This is a genomic window from Escherichia sp. 93.1518 (genome assembly GCF_013368915.2).
GTDB classification, from domain to species: Bacteria; Pseudomonadota; Gammaproteobacteria; order Enterobacterales; family Enterobacteriaceae; genus Escherichia; species Escherichia ruysiae.
This window is the reverse complement of the sequence record NZ_JABWMT020000005.1, coordinates 80,089-95,798: the sequence shown is the minus strand read 5'-3', so window position 1 is coordinate 95,798 and position 15,710 is coordinate 80,089. Positions and strand designations below refer to the sequence as shown.

At 51.9% G+C, this 15,710-nt stretch carries 14 protein-coding genes; 3 read left to right on the top strand and 11 right to left on the bottom strand.

What is annotated here, in order from left to right:
- Nucleotides 1-271: 271 nt before the first annotated feature.
- Entirely contained in the window at nt 272-1,375 is a 1,104-nt protein-coding gene (gene asd / locus HEN21_RS05470; protein ID WP_000799967.1) for an aspartate-semialdehyde dehydrogenase, read from the bottom strand.
- A 192-nt stretch (nt 1,376-1,567) separates the two neighbouring features.
- Here asd and yhgN point away from each other — a divergent pair, with 192 nt between their 5' ends.
- A complete protein-coding gene (gene yhgN / locus HEN21_RS05465; protein WP_176251731.1) occupies nt 1,568-2,161 on the top strand; it encodes an NAAT family transporter YhgN in 594 nt (197 codons plus the stop codon).
- A 45-nt stretch (nt 2,162-2,206) separates the two neighbouring features.
- Here the strand turns inward: yhgN and HEN21_RS05460 are convergent, their stop codons facing one another.
- From HEN21_RS05460 to HEN21_RS05430, 7 genes are all read right to left on the bottom strand, one after another.
- Entirely contained in the window at nt 2,207-3,502 is a 1,296-nt protein-coding gene (locus HEN21_RS05460) for a DNA-processing protein DprA (protein WP_176251730.1), read from the bottom strand.
- Complete coding sequence (locus HEN21_RS05455) at nt 3,409-5,505, bottom strand: RecQ family ATP-dependent DNA helicase (protein WP_105287198.1); 2,097 nt, start codon at nt 5,503-5,505, stop codon at nt 3,409-3,411. The genes HEN21_RS05460 and HEN21_RS05455 overlap by 94 nt, the downstream gene beginning before the upstream one ends.
- Before the next feature lie 140 nt (nt 5,506-5,645).
- Nucleotides 5,646-6,986: a gluconate transporter gene (gntU, locus tag HEN21_RS05450; protein WP_000105942.1), complete on the bottom strand. Its 1,341-nt coding sequence runs from the start codon at nt 6,984-6,986 to the stop codon at nt 5,646-5,648.
- A gap of 3 nt (nt 6,987-6,989) precedes the next feature.
- Nucleotides 6,990-7,517 (bottom strand): gluconokinase, encoded by a 528-nt coding sequence (gene gntK / locus HEN21_RS05445; protein WP_000108328.1) that lies wholly within the window; start codon nt 7,515-7,517, stop codon nt 6,990-6,992.
- A gap of 138 nt (nt 7,518-7,655) precedes the next feature.
- A complete protein-coding gene (gntR, locus tag HEN21_RS05440) occupies nt 7,656-8,651 on the bottom strand; it encodes a gluconate operon transcriptional repressor GntR (protein ID WP_000730250.1) in 996 nt (331 codons plus the stop codon).
- A 93-nt stretch (nt 8,652-8,744) separates the two neighbouring features.
- Nucleotides 8,745-9,440: a quercetin 2,3-dioxygenase gene (gene yhhW, locus HEN21_RS05435; protein ID WP_000639809.1), complete on the bottom strand. Its 696-nt coding sequence runs from the start codon at nt 9,438-9,440 to the stop codon at nt 8,745-8,747.
- Nucleotides 9,441-9,562: 122 nt separating this feature from the next.
- Entirely contained in the window at nt 9,563-10,600 is a 1,038-nt protein-coding gene (locus HEN21_RS05430; RefSeq protein ID WP_000996651.1) for an oxidoreductase, read from the bottom strand.
- 457 nt (nt 10,601-11,057) lie between these two features.
- Here HEN21_RS05430 and yhhY point away from each other — a divergent pair, with 457 nt between their 5' ends.
- Nucleotides 11,058-11,546 (top strand): N-acetyltransferase, encoded by a 489-nt coding sequence (yhhY, locus tag HEN21_RS05425; RefSeq protein ID WP_010349190.1) that lies wholly within the window; start codon nt 11,058-11,060, stop codon nt 11,544-11,546.
- A 60-nt stretch (nt 11,547-11,606) separates the two neighbouring features.
- Here yhhY and ggt read toward each other — a convergent pair whose 3' ends face one another.
- On the bottom strand, nt 11,607-13,352 hold the full coding sequence (ggt, locus tag HEN21_RS05420; protein WP_176251729.1) for a gamma-glutamyltransferase: 1,746 nt from the start codon (nt 13,350-13,352) through the stop codon (nt 11,607-11,609).
- A gap of 120 nt (nt 13,353-13,472) precedes the next feature.
- Between ggt and HEN21_RS05415 the strand changes: the two genes are divergently transcribed.
- Nucleotides 13,473-13,913, top strand: coding sequence for a DUF2756 family protein (locus tag HEN21_RS05415; RefSeq protein WP_176251728.1), 441 nt, complete (start codon nt 13,473-13,475; stop codon nt 13,911-13,913).
- Here HEN21_RS05415 and ugpQ read toward each other — a convergent pair.
- Both ugpQ and ugpC read right to left on the bottom strand, forming a co-directional pair.
- A complete protein-coding gene (gene ugpQ / locus HEN21_RS05410) occupies nt 13,900-14,643 on the bottom strand; it encodes a glycerophosphodiester phosphodiesterase (protein ID WP_176251727.1) in 744 nt (247 codons plus the stop codon). The genes HEN21_RS05415 and ugpQ overlap by 14 nt on opposite strands.
- Nucleotides 14,640-15,710, bottom strand: coding sequence for a sn-glycerol 3-phosphate ABC transporter ATP binding protein UgpC (gene ugpC / locus HEN21_RS05405; protein ID WP_176251726.1), 1,071 nt, complete (start codon nt 15,708-15,710; stop codon nt 14,640-14,642). Before ugpC ends, ugpQ begins: the two co-directional genes overlap by 4 nt.

Genomic DNA, 15,710 nt, shown 5'->3' with positions numbered 1-15,710 from the left:
GCTTGTCTTCCTGTTTTATTGTGTCACCCCATCCAACTGATTTTTGACATCTGGTTGTGACATTTTTTTGACCTGAACGGCGCAGCACTCTGTGCATCCTCTCTGCGTCGTCCTCCCTTCAGGTAAGGCAGTGAATACTCATGTATTCTGCCACCCTTAAAGAATAGCCAATGCTCTATCTAACTCCCGGTAAATCATGAAACATCTGCGCTTACTCCTGTATTACGCACTAAAAGGGGCGGCATTGCGCCCCAGATTTAATGAATAAAGATTACGCCAGTTGACGAAGCATCCGGCGCAGCGGCTCCGCTGCGCCCCACAGCAACTGGTCACCTACGGTAAAGGCTGACAGAAATTCTGGTCCCATATTCAGCTTACGCAGGCGGCCTACCGGCGTGGTCAGCGTGCCAGTAACGGCTGCTGGGGTTAGCTCACGCATAGTGATTTCCCGATCGTTTGGTACGACTTTCGCCCACGGGTTGTGAGCCGCCAGCAGTTCTTCCACGGTCGGAATAGATACATCTTTTTTCAATTTGATGGTGAATGCCTGACTATGGCAGCGCAATGCCCCGACGCGCACGCATAAACCATCTACCGGAATCACAGAAGATGTGTTGAGGATCTTGTTGGTTTCCGCCTGCCCTTTCCATTCTTCGCGGCTCTGACCGTTATCAAGCTGTTTGTCGATCCACGGAATCAGGCTACCCGCCAGCGGAACACCAAAGTTATCCACCGGCAACTCGCCGCTGCGGGTTAAGGTCGTGACTTTGCGTTCAATATTGAGAATAGCAGAGGACGGGGTTGCGAGTTCATCCGCCACATGGCCATACAGTTGGCCCATCTGGGTTAACAACTCCCGCATATGTCGCGCACCACCGCCGGAAGCCGCCTGGTAGGTTGCAACGGAAACCCAATCAACAAGATCATTGGCGAATAAACCGCCTAACGACATCAACATCAGGCTTACGGTACAGTTACCGCCAACAAAAGTCCTGATGCCTTTATTTAATCCGTCAGTAATGACGTCCTGATTGACCGGGTCAAGGATAATGATGGCGTCGTCTTTCATGCGCAGAGACGATGCTGCGTCAATCCAGTAACCTTGCCACCCGTTCTCACGGAGCTTTGGATAGATTTCGTTGGTATAATCGCCGCCCTGACAGGTTACGATGATATCGAGGGCCTGCAGCGCCTCCAGATCAAAGGCATCCTGAAGTGTGCCGGTAGTACCGCCAAAGGACGGTGCAGCCTGACCAGGCTGGGAAGTCGAAAAGAAGACAGGGCGAATGGCGTCGAAGTCGCGCTCTTCAACCATGCGTTGCATGAGAACGGAGCCGACCATACCGCGCCAGCCGATAAAACCAACATTTTTCATAAGCGTTTTTTTCCTGCAAAGATGTGTGCTGTATATATGTGCCGGTGTCCTCGTGGCACATCTTTCACCATACAAAAAGCAGCCAAAGTCGCAAGTGAAATTAATCAATGATAGCGAAGCAATCAGTAATGCGACTTATCCTGCTTTCATAGCACGCAGAAAGTCCAACGCAATTATCAGGGAACTTGAGTTATGAATGAAATCATTTCTGCAGCAGTTTTATTGATCTTGATTATGGATCCGCTCGGAAACCTACCTATTTTTATGTCCGTACTGAAACATACTGAACCGAAAAGACGTCGGGCAATCATGGTGCGAGAGTTGCTTATTGCTCTCCTGGTGATGCTGGTGTTCCTGTTTGCGGGTGAGAAAATTCTGGCATTTCTTAGCCTGCGGGCGGAAACCGTCTCCATTTCTGGCGGCATCATTCTGTTTCTGATCGCCATTAAGATGATTTTCCCCAGCGCCTCGGGAAACAGCAGTGGGCTTCCGGCTGGTGAAGAGCCGTTTATCGTGCCATTAGCCATTCCGCTGGTCGCCGGGCCGACGATTCTCGCCACGCTGATGTTGCTGTCTCATCAGTACCCGAATCAGATGGGGCATCTGGTGATTGCCCTGCTGCTGGCCTGGGGCGGCACATTTGTCATCCTGCTACAGTCATCGCTGTTTTTACGTCTGTTGGGCGAGAAAGGGGTGAATGCGCTGGAACGCCTGATGGGATTGATTCTGGTGATGATGGCAACCCAGATGTTCCTCGACGGCGTTCGTATGTGGATAAAGGGGTAAGGTTCAAACAGGTGCTGCACACAACCTGACGCGGCACCTGTTTTATTACCTGAACTGATAATGACCTTCGCCCAATCGGATAACTCTTCCCTCTTCTTCTGCGCGATTCAGCCATACACTAGCTTGTTCGATGGTTAAACCAGTACAAGACGCCAGCCTTTCAATACTTATCGATTCCTTTGCAAGGATCGCCAGTTCCGCTACAAAGAGTTGATAAAAATCGACAGGCGTATGCGCGGGCATTCCTGCGTAATTTGCGTCATCTTCATGCAGTGAAAACAGTTCTGGTTGAGCGTTACGGCGTACTCTGTCATACATCAGCCCAGGAACGTCTGGCAGTCTGATCGTCACATTTTCAGCCCGTTCAGCACTCCATGACGCCCCATTTTCTACTAATCGTGAATTGGCTGATTGCTCATCCTGATTTGGTTTAACCAGAACAGGCAGCCACTGATGTTTTAATGCCTCCATCGCCCCAGTTATCGTTCCACCGGTCATTCCCGCACGCACAACCATTGCGCTTTCAGCAAGGCAATAAATATATTTATTCCGCGCCATCGCATTGCCGACGGTGAAACGTACTTCTGGGTAAAACGGCGAAATCAACACCAGATTGCCTGCTATAAGCCCTTCACGCCATTTCACTAACGTGCTCGTTTTTAACAAGCTATCAGCTAATACGCCAACGGCCGTTCCCCCTGCCTCTAGTGCCGACGTCATTGCACATTCATCAATACCTCGCGCACCACCAGAGATAACGCAAATCCTCTGTTGAGCCAGTTTCGCTGCCAGTTGTTGGGTATAGCGCAAATCGGCAGTCGGAGCATCTCGCGAGCCAACAATCGCCATACCTTCCGCTTGCAGTAATGCTTTATTCCCGCAGCCAAATAAAACGGGAGGGGCATCCGTTCGCAATCGGTTTTTCAAGCGAACGGGATAATCGGCATCGCCTCGGGTTAAGATCCATAAACCAGCGCGTTGCCACTTATCTACCGCCAACGCCAGACTATGACCGCGCGCCAGCAAGCCAAGAATACGCTCCTGAGAAATACGCGTATCGCTCCAGCCTGTAAGTTTCTCTTGCGGTTGCGACACCAGAAGATCGGCGGGACTGATACGTTGGTGCTTCAGCCATAATGCAAACTTCCCCCATTCACTATTGCTAAGAGGTTTATGCTCACTCGCCGCCGCGCGAGAAAAATCGCTGGTTAGCAGGAGAGTCGCTTGTGCATTGGCTGAAAGATTCATCAATTTTTTACCGAGGTAGAAGCAAGGGCAAGAGGATAAACCGTCGGGCAACCTGCCTGGCGTAACAGTGCTGTCAGAACTGTCAGCGTCCATGCAGAATCCACGATATCGTCAACCAGCAACGCCGGACCTGGCATCAAAGGAGGGGTAATCACAAACGCCCCGTCGAGATTTTGACACTGGTGAAAACGGTTTTGCTGCATTTTCTGTGGTGGATTGTCCACGACTTTTCCAATGGCATCAATAAAAGGTAAGCCAAGTTTCGCCGCCAGTCGCCGGGCAAAATCAGGAACCAGGTCGAGGTGCCTTAATGAAGGAACGCAGCATACCCAGGTTGGTTCAGGATGCGGATTCCAGCGTTGGCGAACCATTTCCGCACATGCCTCCACCAGCTCATCACTGAAGCGCCCCATTTTTTTCTCCTGTGCGACCTGCTTTCCCCACCCGGAATCCCCCCAACGAGAAAGGATTCGCCCCGTAGATCCTTGTAAATCCGCAGGCAAGTTCCCTTTAAATCCGTATTGCGTAAAAGCCCCAGATGCCACCTGTTTATTGAGATTTAATGGCAGGTCAGCGTGTTTAATAAATAAATTTGCTGCATGGAGTAAGCCGCTATCAATGTCGGGCGACAACAACGGATGCTGAAGACAACTGCTACATTTACCACAACGTTCGGCACTTGGCTCATCGAGTGCGCGGCGCAGAAATTGCATTTTGCACTCCTTAGTCGTTATATAGCTTTCAACGTCTGCCAGTTCACTTTTTCTCTGATTCATCAAATGGTTAATTCGTTCATGGTCAGGAGAAAAACTGACGATAGTTCTGCGCCATAATTTCTCGGTATACACCACAGGCGATGGATTTTCAGCTACCAATAATTTCAGTGCTTTTTCTATTTGCCCATAACGGAGATTCGTCCGTTGTTCAATGCCTCGTAGAGTAAGACCGTCATTCTCGCTAAGTACGTTGAGTATTTCATGAATTTGTGCCTCCGCAGGAAAGGCGCTTTCACGGAAGAATTGATGAATAGCGCGGTCTTCGCCACCACAAAGCAATATGCCAACTGCGGAATCTATAGCACGCCCGGCACGCCCCACCTGTTGGTAGTAACCAACAATCGACCCCGGCATCTGATAATGAATGACGAAACCTAAATCAGGTTTATCAAACCCCATACCTAACGCCGTCGTCGCGACCAGCACTTTGATTTTATTTGCCAGCAGTGCCTGCTCCAGATATTCCCTGGCAGTATTAGAATCTTTCGCGCCTTCACAAGTCACGCCGCTGTAGTACGCAAATGCACTGATACCATTTTTCCTTAACCACTCGGCGACAAGTTCGGCATCGCGCGTAGTCAGGGTATAAACAATTCCCGATTTGGAAAACTGAGGGATAACCGTCGCTAACCATGCCAGACGGGATGACTGTTCACCTAAGACTAAGGCATCAAGCGCCAAACTTTCGCGAGCCAGCGTTCCACGCTGAATCACAATGTCACCCAATTGCTGACGGATATCCTCAACGACACGGTTATTCGCTGTCGCGGTTGTACCCAGAACAGGGGTATTCGCAGGCAACTGGCGCAAAATATCTAATATACGTCGGTAATCCGGGCGAAAATCGTGGCCCCAATCAGAGATGCAGTGCGCCTCGTCGACCACAAGCAAGCCAATACGATCGGCTATAGGATATAAAACCGTTTCGATAAAGTCCTGGTTTGCCAAACGTTCCGGGGAAACCAGCAAGCAATCGACCTCACCTTGCAGCAAATTATCGCTAATGCGCTGCCATTCTTCCCTGTTTGTAGAATTCAACGTTTCAGCCGTAATACCTAACCGTTCAGCGGCGGCAACCTGGTTACGCATCAGGGCAAGCAAAGGAGAGATGATAATTGTCGGGCCAGCGCCGCGATCGCGGAAGATTTTACTGGCGATGAAGTACACGGCGCTTTTCCCCCAGCCAGTGCGCTGTACAACCAGCAGTTTTCGCCGCTGATTAACCACCGCATCTATAGCTTCCCATTGCCCTTCCCTGAAGGTAGCGGTGGTGTTACTTAACATCCGCTGTAACAGCAATTCAGCTCCGTGTTTCTCCATCTTCTTCTCCTGCGTCCGTTAACGCAGTGATTAGAACGGATAATGAGCCAGTATTTTTGCGAGAGAGATCAAAAAGATGAAGAGAGGAAAAAAGAGAAATGAATTACTGCGAGCAAGCTCGCAGTAATTTGTCGCGGTAATTAACTCAACAGCTGGAACGCAATCATCCCGACGATAGCACCGACAGTGCCGAGGATGGTTTCCATCATGGTCCAGGTTTTCAGCGTTTCGGCTTCGGTCGCGCCGGTAAATTTACCGAACAACCAGAAACCGGCGTCGTTAACGTGGCTGACAACAATCGAACCACCAGCGATACAAATCGACAGCGCCGCCATTTGCGCACCAGAGTAGTTCAGTTGTTCAATAACCGGCATCACCAGCCCCACCGCCGTTAAGCAGGCAACCGTTGCAGAACCCTGAATGATGCGCACTGCAGCGGCCAGCACGAAGCAGGTAATCGCAATCGGCAGCCCCATCCCGGTTAACGCTTCGCCCAGTGCCGGACCTACGCCAGAGTCAACCAGCACCTGTTTGAACACGCCACCCGCACCAATTACCAGCAGAATGATCCCCGCCGGTTGCAGCGCGTGACCGCAAATCTCCATCACTTTGTCTTTCGGCATACCCTGACGCATCGCCAGACCATAAATCGCCACCAGACAAGCAACCAGAATCGCGGTAAACGGATGACCGATAAACTCGAACCATTCGTAAGCGGTAGAGCCTTCCGGCACAAAACGCGCGGCAATGGTTTTAAGACCTACCAGCACCAGCGGCAACAGGATCAGCGACAGGCTGAATCCGAAAGATGGCATTTTGCCTTCGCCGAGATGTGGTTCGCTGATGTCGTCAGGAATATGCAGTTCCACGTAGCGGCTTATGAAATTACCCCACAGCGGCCCGGCAATAATCATTCCCGGAATTGCCGCACACAGACCGATCAGGATCATCCAGCCAAAGTCGGCGTTCATCTGCGATGCCAGCAGCATTGGCGCTGGCCCCGGCAATAAGAACGCCGCCGCTGCCGCCACGCCGGCGAATAACGGGATAACCAGTTTCACCAGGTTCGTGCCGGTATGGCGCGCCATTGAGAAAGCAACGCTAATCAGCAGAACAATCGCCACTTCAAAGAACAGCGGTAGCGCACAAACCAACCCCGCAAGGCCAATGGCATAATGCGCGCGGCTGTGACCGAAGGATTTGAGCATTTTGACGGCAATCTGATCGACTGCGCCGGTTTCATGTAAGATCTTGCCAAACATGGCTCCCAGAGCGACAACCACCGCCAGGAAGCCGAGGGTGCCTCCCATCCCTTTTTCCATCGTCGCTGCGATTTTATCGAGCGGCATACCGGAAAAAAGGCCAGCCCCCATAGACACCACCATCAAAGCCAGGAAAGCGTGCATACGCGCTTTCATGACTAAAAACAGCAGCAGTAAAACAGACCCTACTGCTGTTAAAACAAGCGTTAATGTACTCACTACTTATTTGCCTTTTTTAATAACCTCAATGGTGCTTGCCACAACACCTTCCAGCGGTTGATCGATATCCACCACCAGTACATCGGTTTCGTCCGCACCCGGTTCTTGCAGCGTTTCAAACTGCGTCACCAGCATTTGGGTTTTAAAGAAATGGCCTTTACGCGCTTTCAGACGGCTTTCAATTACATCAAAATCGCCTTTCAGGTAGATGAAAGAGAGATTCGGATTACCCGCGCGCAGCAGGTCGCGATAGTGCTTTTTCAGTGCGGAACAGACGATCAGCGACACTTTATTGGTACGCTGCATGGCAAACGCGGCGTCGTTCAGCGCCTGTAACCACGGTTTGCGATCGTCATCATTCAGCGGTTCACCGGACGCCATTTTTTCGATATTGCGACGCGGATGGAGGAAATCGCCATCAAGAAACGCGGCATGAAGTTGATGCGCCACTTCACTGGCGACCGCAGATTTGCCGCTGCCCGATACGCCCATCAAGACGTAAATGTGGTGATCATGGTTAGTCGTGCTCAAAGTGGTGCCCCCACAATACAAGAATTAAAAATGTTACGGGTAACTGTTATCGGTAACATTGTCCAGCCGGACAAAATCAGAAGCAATATCCATCCGTGCCTTAAGTGTATAAGTGTGAGCTACTTCAAATTTGTGAGCTTAAATAGATCCGCCCGGTGACAAGGTGAAACCTAAATCTAACATTTTCGGTGTCACTGCTTCGCCACGAATACGCGCCAGCAGGCGTTCAGCGCCAATGCTGCCCATCCGCTCACGCGGCGTCAGCACGCTCGCCAGCCGTGGCTCCATCACCTGACCAATATCGTGGCCGTGGAAACCGGCAATTGCCATATCGTCAGGGATTTTCAGCCCCAGACGCTGACATTCAAACGCCGCGCCGACAGCCAGGTCATCGTTGGTACAGAATACGCCATCTAACTGCGGATATTCCCTCCGCGCCTGGCGAATCAGTTCAATACCTGAAGAGTAAGAAGAAGATTGTTCAACCATCACGCTATATGGCACCAGGCCGGCATCCAGCATCGCCTGTTCGTATCCCTTCTGTTTGATGATTGTACGTTCGTCGAGACGTGCGCCGAGATAGGCAATGTGCCGATGCCCGCGAGCAATAATGGCGGTGGTCATCTGACGTGCCGCTTCGAAGTTATCAAAGCCGACGGCGATATCGAGGCACGGAGATTTACTGTCCATCAGCTCCACCACTGGAATACCTGCCACTTCAATCATCTTTAAGGTGCGCGGCGTGTGGGTTCGTTCGGTGAGGATCAGCCCGTCAATATTCCATGAAAGCATTGATTCGAGGCGCTCTTGTTCCATTTCCGGTTTATAACCGTAGTGCGCCAGCATAGTCTGATAACCGTGCGCGTCGGTAACGCTTTCGATACCGCGTAATACTTCCGCGAAAACCTGGTTGGTGAGAGAAGGTAACAGGACGCCAATTGCCCGGCTGGTAGCATTTGAGAGGATATCGGGCGCGCGGTTGGGAATATAACCCAGTTCATCAAGAGCGGCGGCAATCTTGCCACGTAAGGCGACGGAGACCTGCTCCGGGTTGCGTAAAAAACGGCTGACCGTCATTTTGGTCACGCCTACACGGTCAGCCACATCCTGAAGTACGGGTCTTTTCTTTTTCATCGTCCTGAAGGGTACAAAAGGGATAGATTCCTTTAGTTTACCACGGACGCATCACAACCTTCCTGATTCCTCAGGAAGGTTTGTGAGATAAATTTAGACTGGCGGCAAATCGAACAGCAGAATTTCACTGTCGCTATCGGCGTGGATGGAGATTGCCTGCTCATCCCAGATTGCCAGACCATCACTGGTCGAGGCTTTCACACCGTTAATGGTGACATTGCCTTTCACTACCTGGATCCAGACGCGGCGTTCAGCGGCAATCTGATGCACCGACTGTTCATCTTTCAGCAGCGCCCAGCGATACAGTTCCATATCCTGATGCACTTTCAACGAACCATCACGCGCATCCGGCGAGAGCACCAGTTGTTTGCCCTGCACGGCATCAAAGCGACGCTGTTCATAACGCGGTGTAATGCCGTTTTCTTCTGGCATGATCCAGATCTGATACAGATGCAGACGCTCGGTGCTGCTGGGGTTGTACTCTGAGTGACGAATACCCGTACCCGCACTCATAATCTGAAACTCGCCCGCCGGAACCTGCTCTTTATTACCCATGCTGTCCTGATGCTCAACAGTACCTTCCAGCACGTAGGTTAAAATTTCCATATCTTTATGTGGGTGAGTGCCGAAACCCTGCCCTGCTTCAATCACGTCGTCGTTAATGACACGCAGCGCGGAGAAGCCCATAAAGTTCGGGTCGTAATAGTTGGCAAAAGAGAAAGTGTGCCAGGAGTCCAGCCAGCCATGATTCGCATGACCACGTTCATTTGCTTTGCGTAAGTAGATCATTTGTATTCACCCCCTGAATGTTTTCGATGGGCTTAGTGTGGACCCGATCCGCCTGGGATGATAGAGGGTGAAAATTGACCCCTCTGTTCAAAAAAATTGAACTATTCGAGGAGCCATCAAACTTACTTCGCGAGAGTCACTGTAGAGGGAGAAGCTTGTTCAAAACCGCGTTCAAGGATTTCCAGATTAGTAAGAACTTCAGATTCCTTGACGTAATTTGGAGCACCGGTGGTGATGGTTTGATACAGCGCATCATATACGCGTCCGTAGTCGCCCACCTCCGGCTTCATCTCTTCTCTTACCGTCACGCCCTCGTCATTGACATACTCCAGCACACCGACCGAATCATCCGCTGCGAATCCCGGTTCGCCCGGCATAATATTAGCCTTCAGGCTGGTTTCCTGCTGGTCGATACCGTATTTAATAAATGTACCTTTCTTACCGTGAACGATAAATTTCGGATAATCGATTTTCACCAGATGGCTGGTTTTGACGATGGCTTTCAAATCACCATAAAACAGCTGCGCTTCGAAGGTGTCATCCGGGTTGGCTTTATTACGCAGACTGCGAATGTCGTAAGCCACATGATCCGGGCGACCGAACAGCGAGATAATCTGGTCGAGGGTATGCACGCCAAGGCCATAAAATGCGCCATCCTGCGGCAGTCCAGGTTTGGTTTCTGCCACCGGACGGTAATAGTCAAAATGGCTTTCCACTTCGACAATCTCTCCCAGCTTGCCGCTTTCAATCGCTTTTTTCGCCGTCAGGAAGCAGGAGTCAAAGCGGCGATTCTGATACGGCGTGACGGTCAGCCCTTTGCTTTTTGCCAGCGCAAACAGCTCTTTCGCCTGCGCAAGCGTCGGGGTGAACGGTTTTTCGACCAGCACATTTTTCCCGGCTTCCAGCGCACGCTTCGCGTACTCGAAGTGGCTGTCAGCGTGAGTGCAGACGATAACCAGCTTAACGTCAGGATCGTTTAATACTTCGTCGAGATCGCTGGTGAAATGGATATGCGAGTAGACAGGAGCCTGTTCTTCCGGCTTCGCATGGCGGCGGAAAATATGCGCGACATGCCAGCTATCCTTGCGGTTAAGTACATACGGCAGATGGTAACGGGTGGTGCTTTTGCCGAAGCCAATAAAGGCGCAGTTGATGGCCATGATTTCGTCCTTTTTTAAGGTGGTTAGTTACACCTTAACGCAAAGCGGACGTGGTTCCTATGCCTGTGCTTCAGTACGTCAGATTGTTGGCAAAGTGCACTTTGATCATGCCGGATGCGGCGTGAACGCCTTATCCGACCTACGGTTCGGGCACAGGTTTGTAGGCTGATAAGCGTAGCGCATCAGACAATTTTGCATTTGTCTCAACACGAGGAACATTCCCCTTGGACAAAATGACAAGCAAAAAAAAGCCAGCACCCGGCTGGCTAAGTAATACTGGAAGCAATGTGAGCAATGTCGTGCTTTCAGGTTCTCCGCGAGGGTCTTCCTGATCGCGAGACAATAATAATCATTCTCATTCGCACTTGTCCAACACTTTTTGCAAAAAAATGCATTTGACTCGTATTTGAAAGTCAATGATGTTGAAAGGGACATTTACCCCAAAGAGGACAGAGGAATGAGTGAGATAGTGATACGCCACGCTGAAACGCGCGATTACGAGGCCATTCGGCAAATTCACGCCCAGCCGGAGGTGTATTACAACACACTACAGGTGCCTCATCCTTCCGATCATCTGTGGCAGGAGCGACTCGCCGATCGTCCCGGCATTAAACAGTTAGTCGCCTGTATTGATGGAACCGTCGTGGGTCATCTCACCATTGACGTGCAGCAACGCCCGCGCCGCAGTCATGTTGCCGATTTTGGTATTTGCGTCGACTCCCGCTGGCACAATCGCGGCGTCGCCAGCGCCTTGATGCGAGAGATGATTGAGATGTGCGACAACTGGTTGCGGGTAGATCGCATTGAACTAACCGTATTTGTCGATAACGCCCCAGCAATTAAGGTCTATAAAAAATACGGTTTTGAGATTGAAGGAACTGGTAAAAAGTACGCGTTGCGAAATGGCGAATATGTCGATGCGTATTTTATGGCGCGGGTGAAATAAAGAATTTGCAATCTAAGTTTGTCATTTAAGCCCTCACCTACCGGGAGAGGGCTTAAGATATTAATACCCCGCTGTTAAATCATCCACCGAGCGCGGGTCGGATGCGCCGTATAACTCACCCTCCGGCCCAACCATAATGCTTTGCGTACTGCCCATCGCCTCTTTCAGCGCCACTTTCTGACCTTTTGCTTCCAGCAGCTTGAGCGTATCCGGGCTAAACCCTTTTTCGACGCGCAGCTCGTCCGGCAACCACTGATGATGGAAACGCGGCGCATTGGTCGCTTCGGCGACGTTCATGCCATAATCGATGCTGTTTACTACCATTTGCAGCACGGTGGTGATAATCCGACTCCCGCCTGGGCTACCGGTAACCAGCCAGGTTTTACCGTCTTTCACCACAATGGTCGGCGACATTGACGACAGCGGACGTTTGTTCGGCCCGACGGCGTTAGCATCACCGCCCACCAGCCCGTAAACGTTCGGTACACCTGGTTTGGCTGAGAAATCATCCATCTGATTGTTAAGCAGAATACCGCTCTCACCCGCGACAATCCCCGTACCGAAAGTGGTATTCAGCGTATAGGTCACCGCCACCGCGTTACCGTCTTTATCCACCACTGAGTAATGGGTTGTTTGATTACTCTCATAAGGCGCAAGTTTGCCTGGGCGAATTTCGCTGGACGGCTTCGCTTTATTGATATCAATTTGATCGGCAATGGATTTGGCATAGGCTTTATTGGTCAGCGCCTGCCACGGCACTTTGACAAAATCCGGGTCGCCAAGATATTCCGAGCGGTCGGCGTAGGCGTATTTCTCAGCTTCTGCCATGATTTGCATCGCATCGGCGCTGCCAAAGCCATATTTCTTCATATCGAAGTTTTCCAGGATATTCAGAATCTGCACGATATGAATCCCGCCGGAGGATGGCGGTGGCATGGAGTAAACCTGATACCCGCGATAATCGCCGCTAATCGGTGTGCGTTCCACCGCTTTATACGCCGCTAAATCTTCTTTGCTTACCAGGCCGCCGTTTTTCTGCATCTCCTGGGCGATCTGCTCAGCTATCGTGCCTTTGTAGAATTCGTCCGGGCCGTTTTCGGCAATCATCTCCAGGCTCTTTGCCAGGTTCGCCTGCACCAGTTTGTCGCCCTTTTTCAGCGGTTCGCCCTCTTTCCAGAAGATAGCCTTGCTGTTTTCGTGATTCGGCAGCACTTCACTGCCGTAAGTTTTGAGATCGTCGGCCAGCGCGTCGTTAACGATAAAACCATCGCGCGCCAGTTTAAACGCCGGTTGCACCACTTTGTTCAGCGGCATGGTGCCGTACTTCTCCAGCGCCAGCGAGAAGCCTGCGACCGTGCCAGGCGTTCCTGAGGCCAAATGCGAAGTGAGTGATTTTTTGCTGTCCGGGTTGCCCTGATCATCGAGGAACATATCGCGGGTTGCTTTGGCGGGTGCCATCTCACGGAAATCAATAGAAGTCGTATTGCCATCTTTAGTGCGGATCAGCATAAAACCGCCGCCGCCCAGATTCCCCGCCTGCGGATGCGTTACCGCCAGCGCATATCCCACCGCCACGGCGGCATCAACGGCATTACCACCTTCTTTAAGGATATCCACCCCCACCTGAGTGGCAGTAGCATCCACAGACGCCACCATCCCCTGCTTCGCGCGTACCGGATGAAAGACATCTTCCTCCACGCCATACGAGACAGGCGGCGGCGCAGGTGGCGCGGCAACAACACTAAAACAACATCCTGAAAGCAAAGCTGTAATCGCCGCCCGGCGTAAAAACGTCGGTTTTATCATCGTTATTCTCCAGTTATGTGTGGGGCAACCCCAGCTAAGCCTGGTATATAACTCTGAATTAATCATCGTTTTGCCGGGAAGCGAGTAAACTTAAAGAATATCTTCAGAGGAGGATACGCGATGAAACGACTTCTGCTTTTGACGGCACTCCTGCCGTTTGTCGGCTTTGCACAGCCCATTAATACTCTGAACAACCCTAACCAGCCGGGGTATCAGATCCCCAGTCAGCAGCGGATGCAAACTCAAATGCAAACGCAGCAAATCCAGCAAAAAGGGATGTTGAATCAGCAACTGAAAACTCAGACGCAATTACAGCAGCAGCATTTAGAAAATCAGATTAACAGTAACTCGCAGCGGGTATTGCAGTCGCAGCCGGGGGAGCTAAATCCCGCCCGGCAGCAAATGCTGCCCAACACCAACGGCGGGATGTTAAACGGCAACCGTAATATGGATAGTTCGTTGAATCAGCAGCATATGCTGCAAGAGAGGAGAAACGGCGACATGCTGAATCCCCCCAGCACGCCGCAGCCTGATATTCCGTTGAAAACTATTGGGCCGTAAAGTTCGGACCAATCACATCAATCGCATCGGTACAGATGCAATCCACGCCCCAGCGCAGCAACTCTGCCGCTCGCTGGGGTCTGTTGACGGTATACACCAGAATCCGTAATCCAGCGTCTTTCAACTGCCTCACTCGCGCTTTATCGAGCAACTTATGATTGAGATGAATAGAGACACAGCCCAGCCGCGTGGTCAGTTCGCGCCAGTCGTCGCGCCACTCATCAAGCAACAAACCGCGCGGCAGTTCCGGTGCAGCCTGTTGCGCAGCTTCTAAAGCATCAATCTCAAACGATGACAGCAGCGGCGGCGTCATACCTGCCCAAAGCTCGCGCGCCGCCAGCGCCACCATTTTGCCCGTTAATGGCCCAGTGCCAGTGGTGGGTTTGATTTCGATATTCGCCATCATCCCGTGTTCGCGGCAGCGTTCTGCTACTTGCGAAAGCAAAGGCAACGGCTCGCCTTTAAACGCTTTGCTGTACCAACTGCCTGCATCCACGCGCAGTAAATCCTGCCAGTTCAGTTCACCCGCGACGCCCCAGCCGTTGCTGGTACGTTCGAGATTGTCGTCATGGAGCAGGAAGATCTCGCCATCTTTCGATAACTTCGCGTCAAATTCGATCATCTTATGACCGTATTTTGCCCCGACGTCGATTGCCGCCAGGGTGTTTTCGGGGGCCAGCTTACCGCCGCCACGATGGGCGACGATGCGGGGATAAGGCCAGTTACTCATACTCGTTGTCCTGTTTCACCATCAAAAAGATGTAGCTGATTTTCCGGCAGATGCAGCCACAGCGTGCTGCCTGCCGTCGGGCGCTCCTGATGCGCCAGTCTTACCACCAGCTTCTGTTCGCCCCAGCGTCCGTGCGCCAGGTTATCAGCGCCGAGGATCTCCAGCGTGTCCATCACCAGCGGTACGCCGCCTTCTGTTTGTGAGCTTAACGCAATATGTTCCGGGCGAATACCGAGGGTCATTTTACGTCCTGCATACTGACGGCAGCCACCGTTTAGCGGCAGCGCGATACCGCCGTCCAGTTCGAAATGTGTGCCTTCGTTATTCACACGTCCTGTCAGCAGGTTCATCGCCGGACTGCCGATAAAACTCGCCACAAACAGGCTGGCGGGCTTTTCGTACACTTCCACCGGTGTGCCAATCTGTTCAGCAACGCCGCCGTTCATCACCATCACCCGCTGGGCGAGCGTCATCGCCTCAACCTGATCGTGAGTAACGTAGAGTGAAGTTGTTTTCAGGCGACGGTGCAATTGCTGCAACTCAAGGCGCATCTGCACGCGCAGCTTGGCATCAAGGTTAGAGAGCGGCTCATCAAACAAAAATACCGCCGGATCGCGCACAATCGCGCGCCCCATCGCCACACGCTGGCGCTGACCGCCGGAAAGCTCACGCGGGCGGCGCTTGAGCAGGCCGTCCAGCTCCAGAATACGCGCCGCTTCTTGAACGCGCTCGGCAATTTGCTGCTTGCCCATGCCGCGAATTTTCAGCCCCCACGCCATGTTTTCTTCGACGCTCATATGCGGATAAAGCGCGTAGTTCTGGAACACCATCGCAATCCCGCGATCTTTCGGCTCCATTTCGGTCACACGCTCATTGTTGATCCAGATATCGCCTTCCGTCACCCGCTCCAGCCCGGCAACCATGCGCAGCAGCGTCGATTTCCCGCAGCCAGAAGGCCCGACCATCACGATAAATTCACCATCCGCCACATCAAGGGTCAGCGGTTTAATGACCTGGGTTTTGCCATCCCAGCTTTTGGTTACTGCCTGTAATTTCAGTCCTGCCAT

Bases quoted from the DNA above. Each gene is read 5' to 3' on its own strand.
- asd (WP_000799967.1), bottom strand. From the start codon at position 1,375: ATGAAAAATGTTGGTTTTATCGGCTGGCGCGGTATGGTCGGCTCCGTT.
- yhgN (WP_176251731.1), top strand. From the start codon at position 1,568: ATGAATGAAATCATTTCTGCAGCAGTTTTATTGATCTTGATTATGGAT.
- HEN21_RS05460 (WP_176251730.1), bottom strand. From the start codon at position 3,502: ATGGACGCTGACAGTTCTGACAGCACTGTTACGCCAGGCAGGTTGCCC.
- HEN21_RS05455 (WP_105287198.1), bottom strand. From the start codon at position 5,505: ATGGAGAAACACGGAGCTGAATTGCTGTTACAGCGGATGTTAAGTAAC.
- gntR (WP_000730250.1), bottom strand. From the start codon at position 8,651: ATGAAAAAGAAAAGACCCGTACTTCAGGATGTGGCTGACCGTGTAGGC.
- yhhW (WP_000639809.1), bottom strand. From the start codon at position 9,440: ATGATCTACTTACGCAAAGCAAATGAACGTGGTCATGCGAATCATGGC.
- HEN21_RS05430 (WP_000996651.1), bottom strand. From the start codon at position 10,600: ATGGCCATCAACTGCGCCTTTATTGGCTTCGGCAAAAGCACCACCCGT.
- yhhY (WP_010349190.1), top strand. From the start codon at position 11,058: ATGAGTGAGATAGTGATACGCCACGCTGAAACGCGCGATTACGAGGCC.
- ggt (WP_176251729.1), bottom strand. From the start codon at position 13,352: ATGATAAAACCGACGTTTTTACGCCGGGCGGCGATTACAGCTTTGCTT.
- HEN21_RS05415 (WP_176251728.1), top strand. From the start codon at position 13,473: ATGAAACGACTTCTGCTTTTGACGGCACTCCTGCCGTTTGTCGGCTTT.
- ugpQ (WP_176251727.1), bottom strand. From the start codon at position 14,643: ATGAGTAACTGGCCTTATCCCCGCATCGTCGCCCATCGTGGCGGCGGT.
- ugpC (WP_176251726.1), bottom strand. From the start codon at position 15,710: ATGGCAGGACTGAAATTACAGGCAGTAACCAAAAGCTGGGATGGCAAA.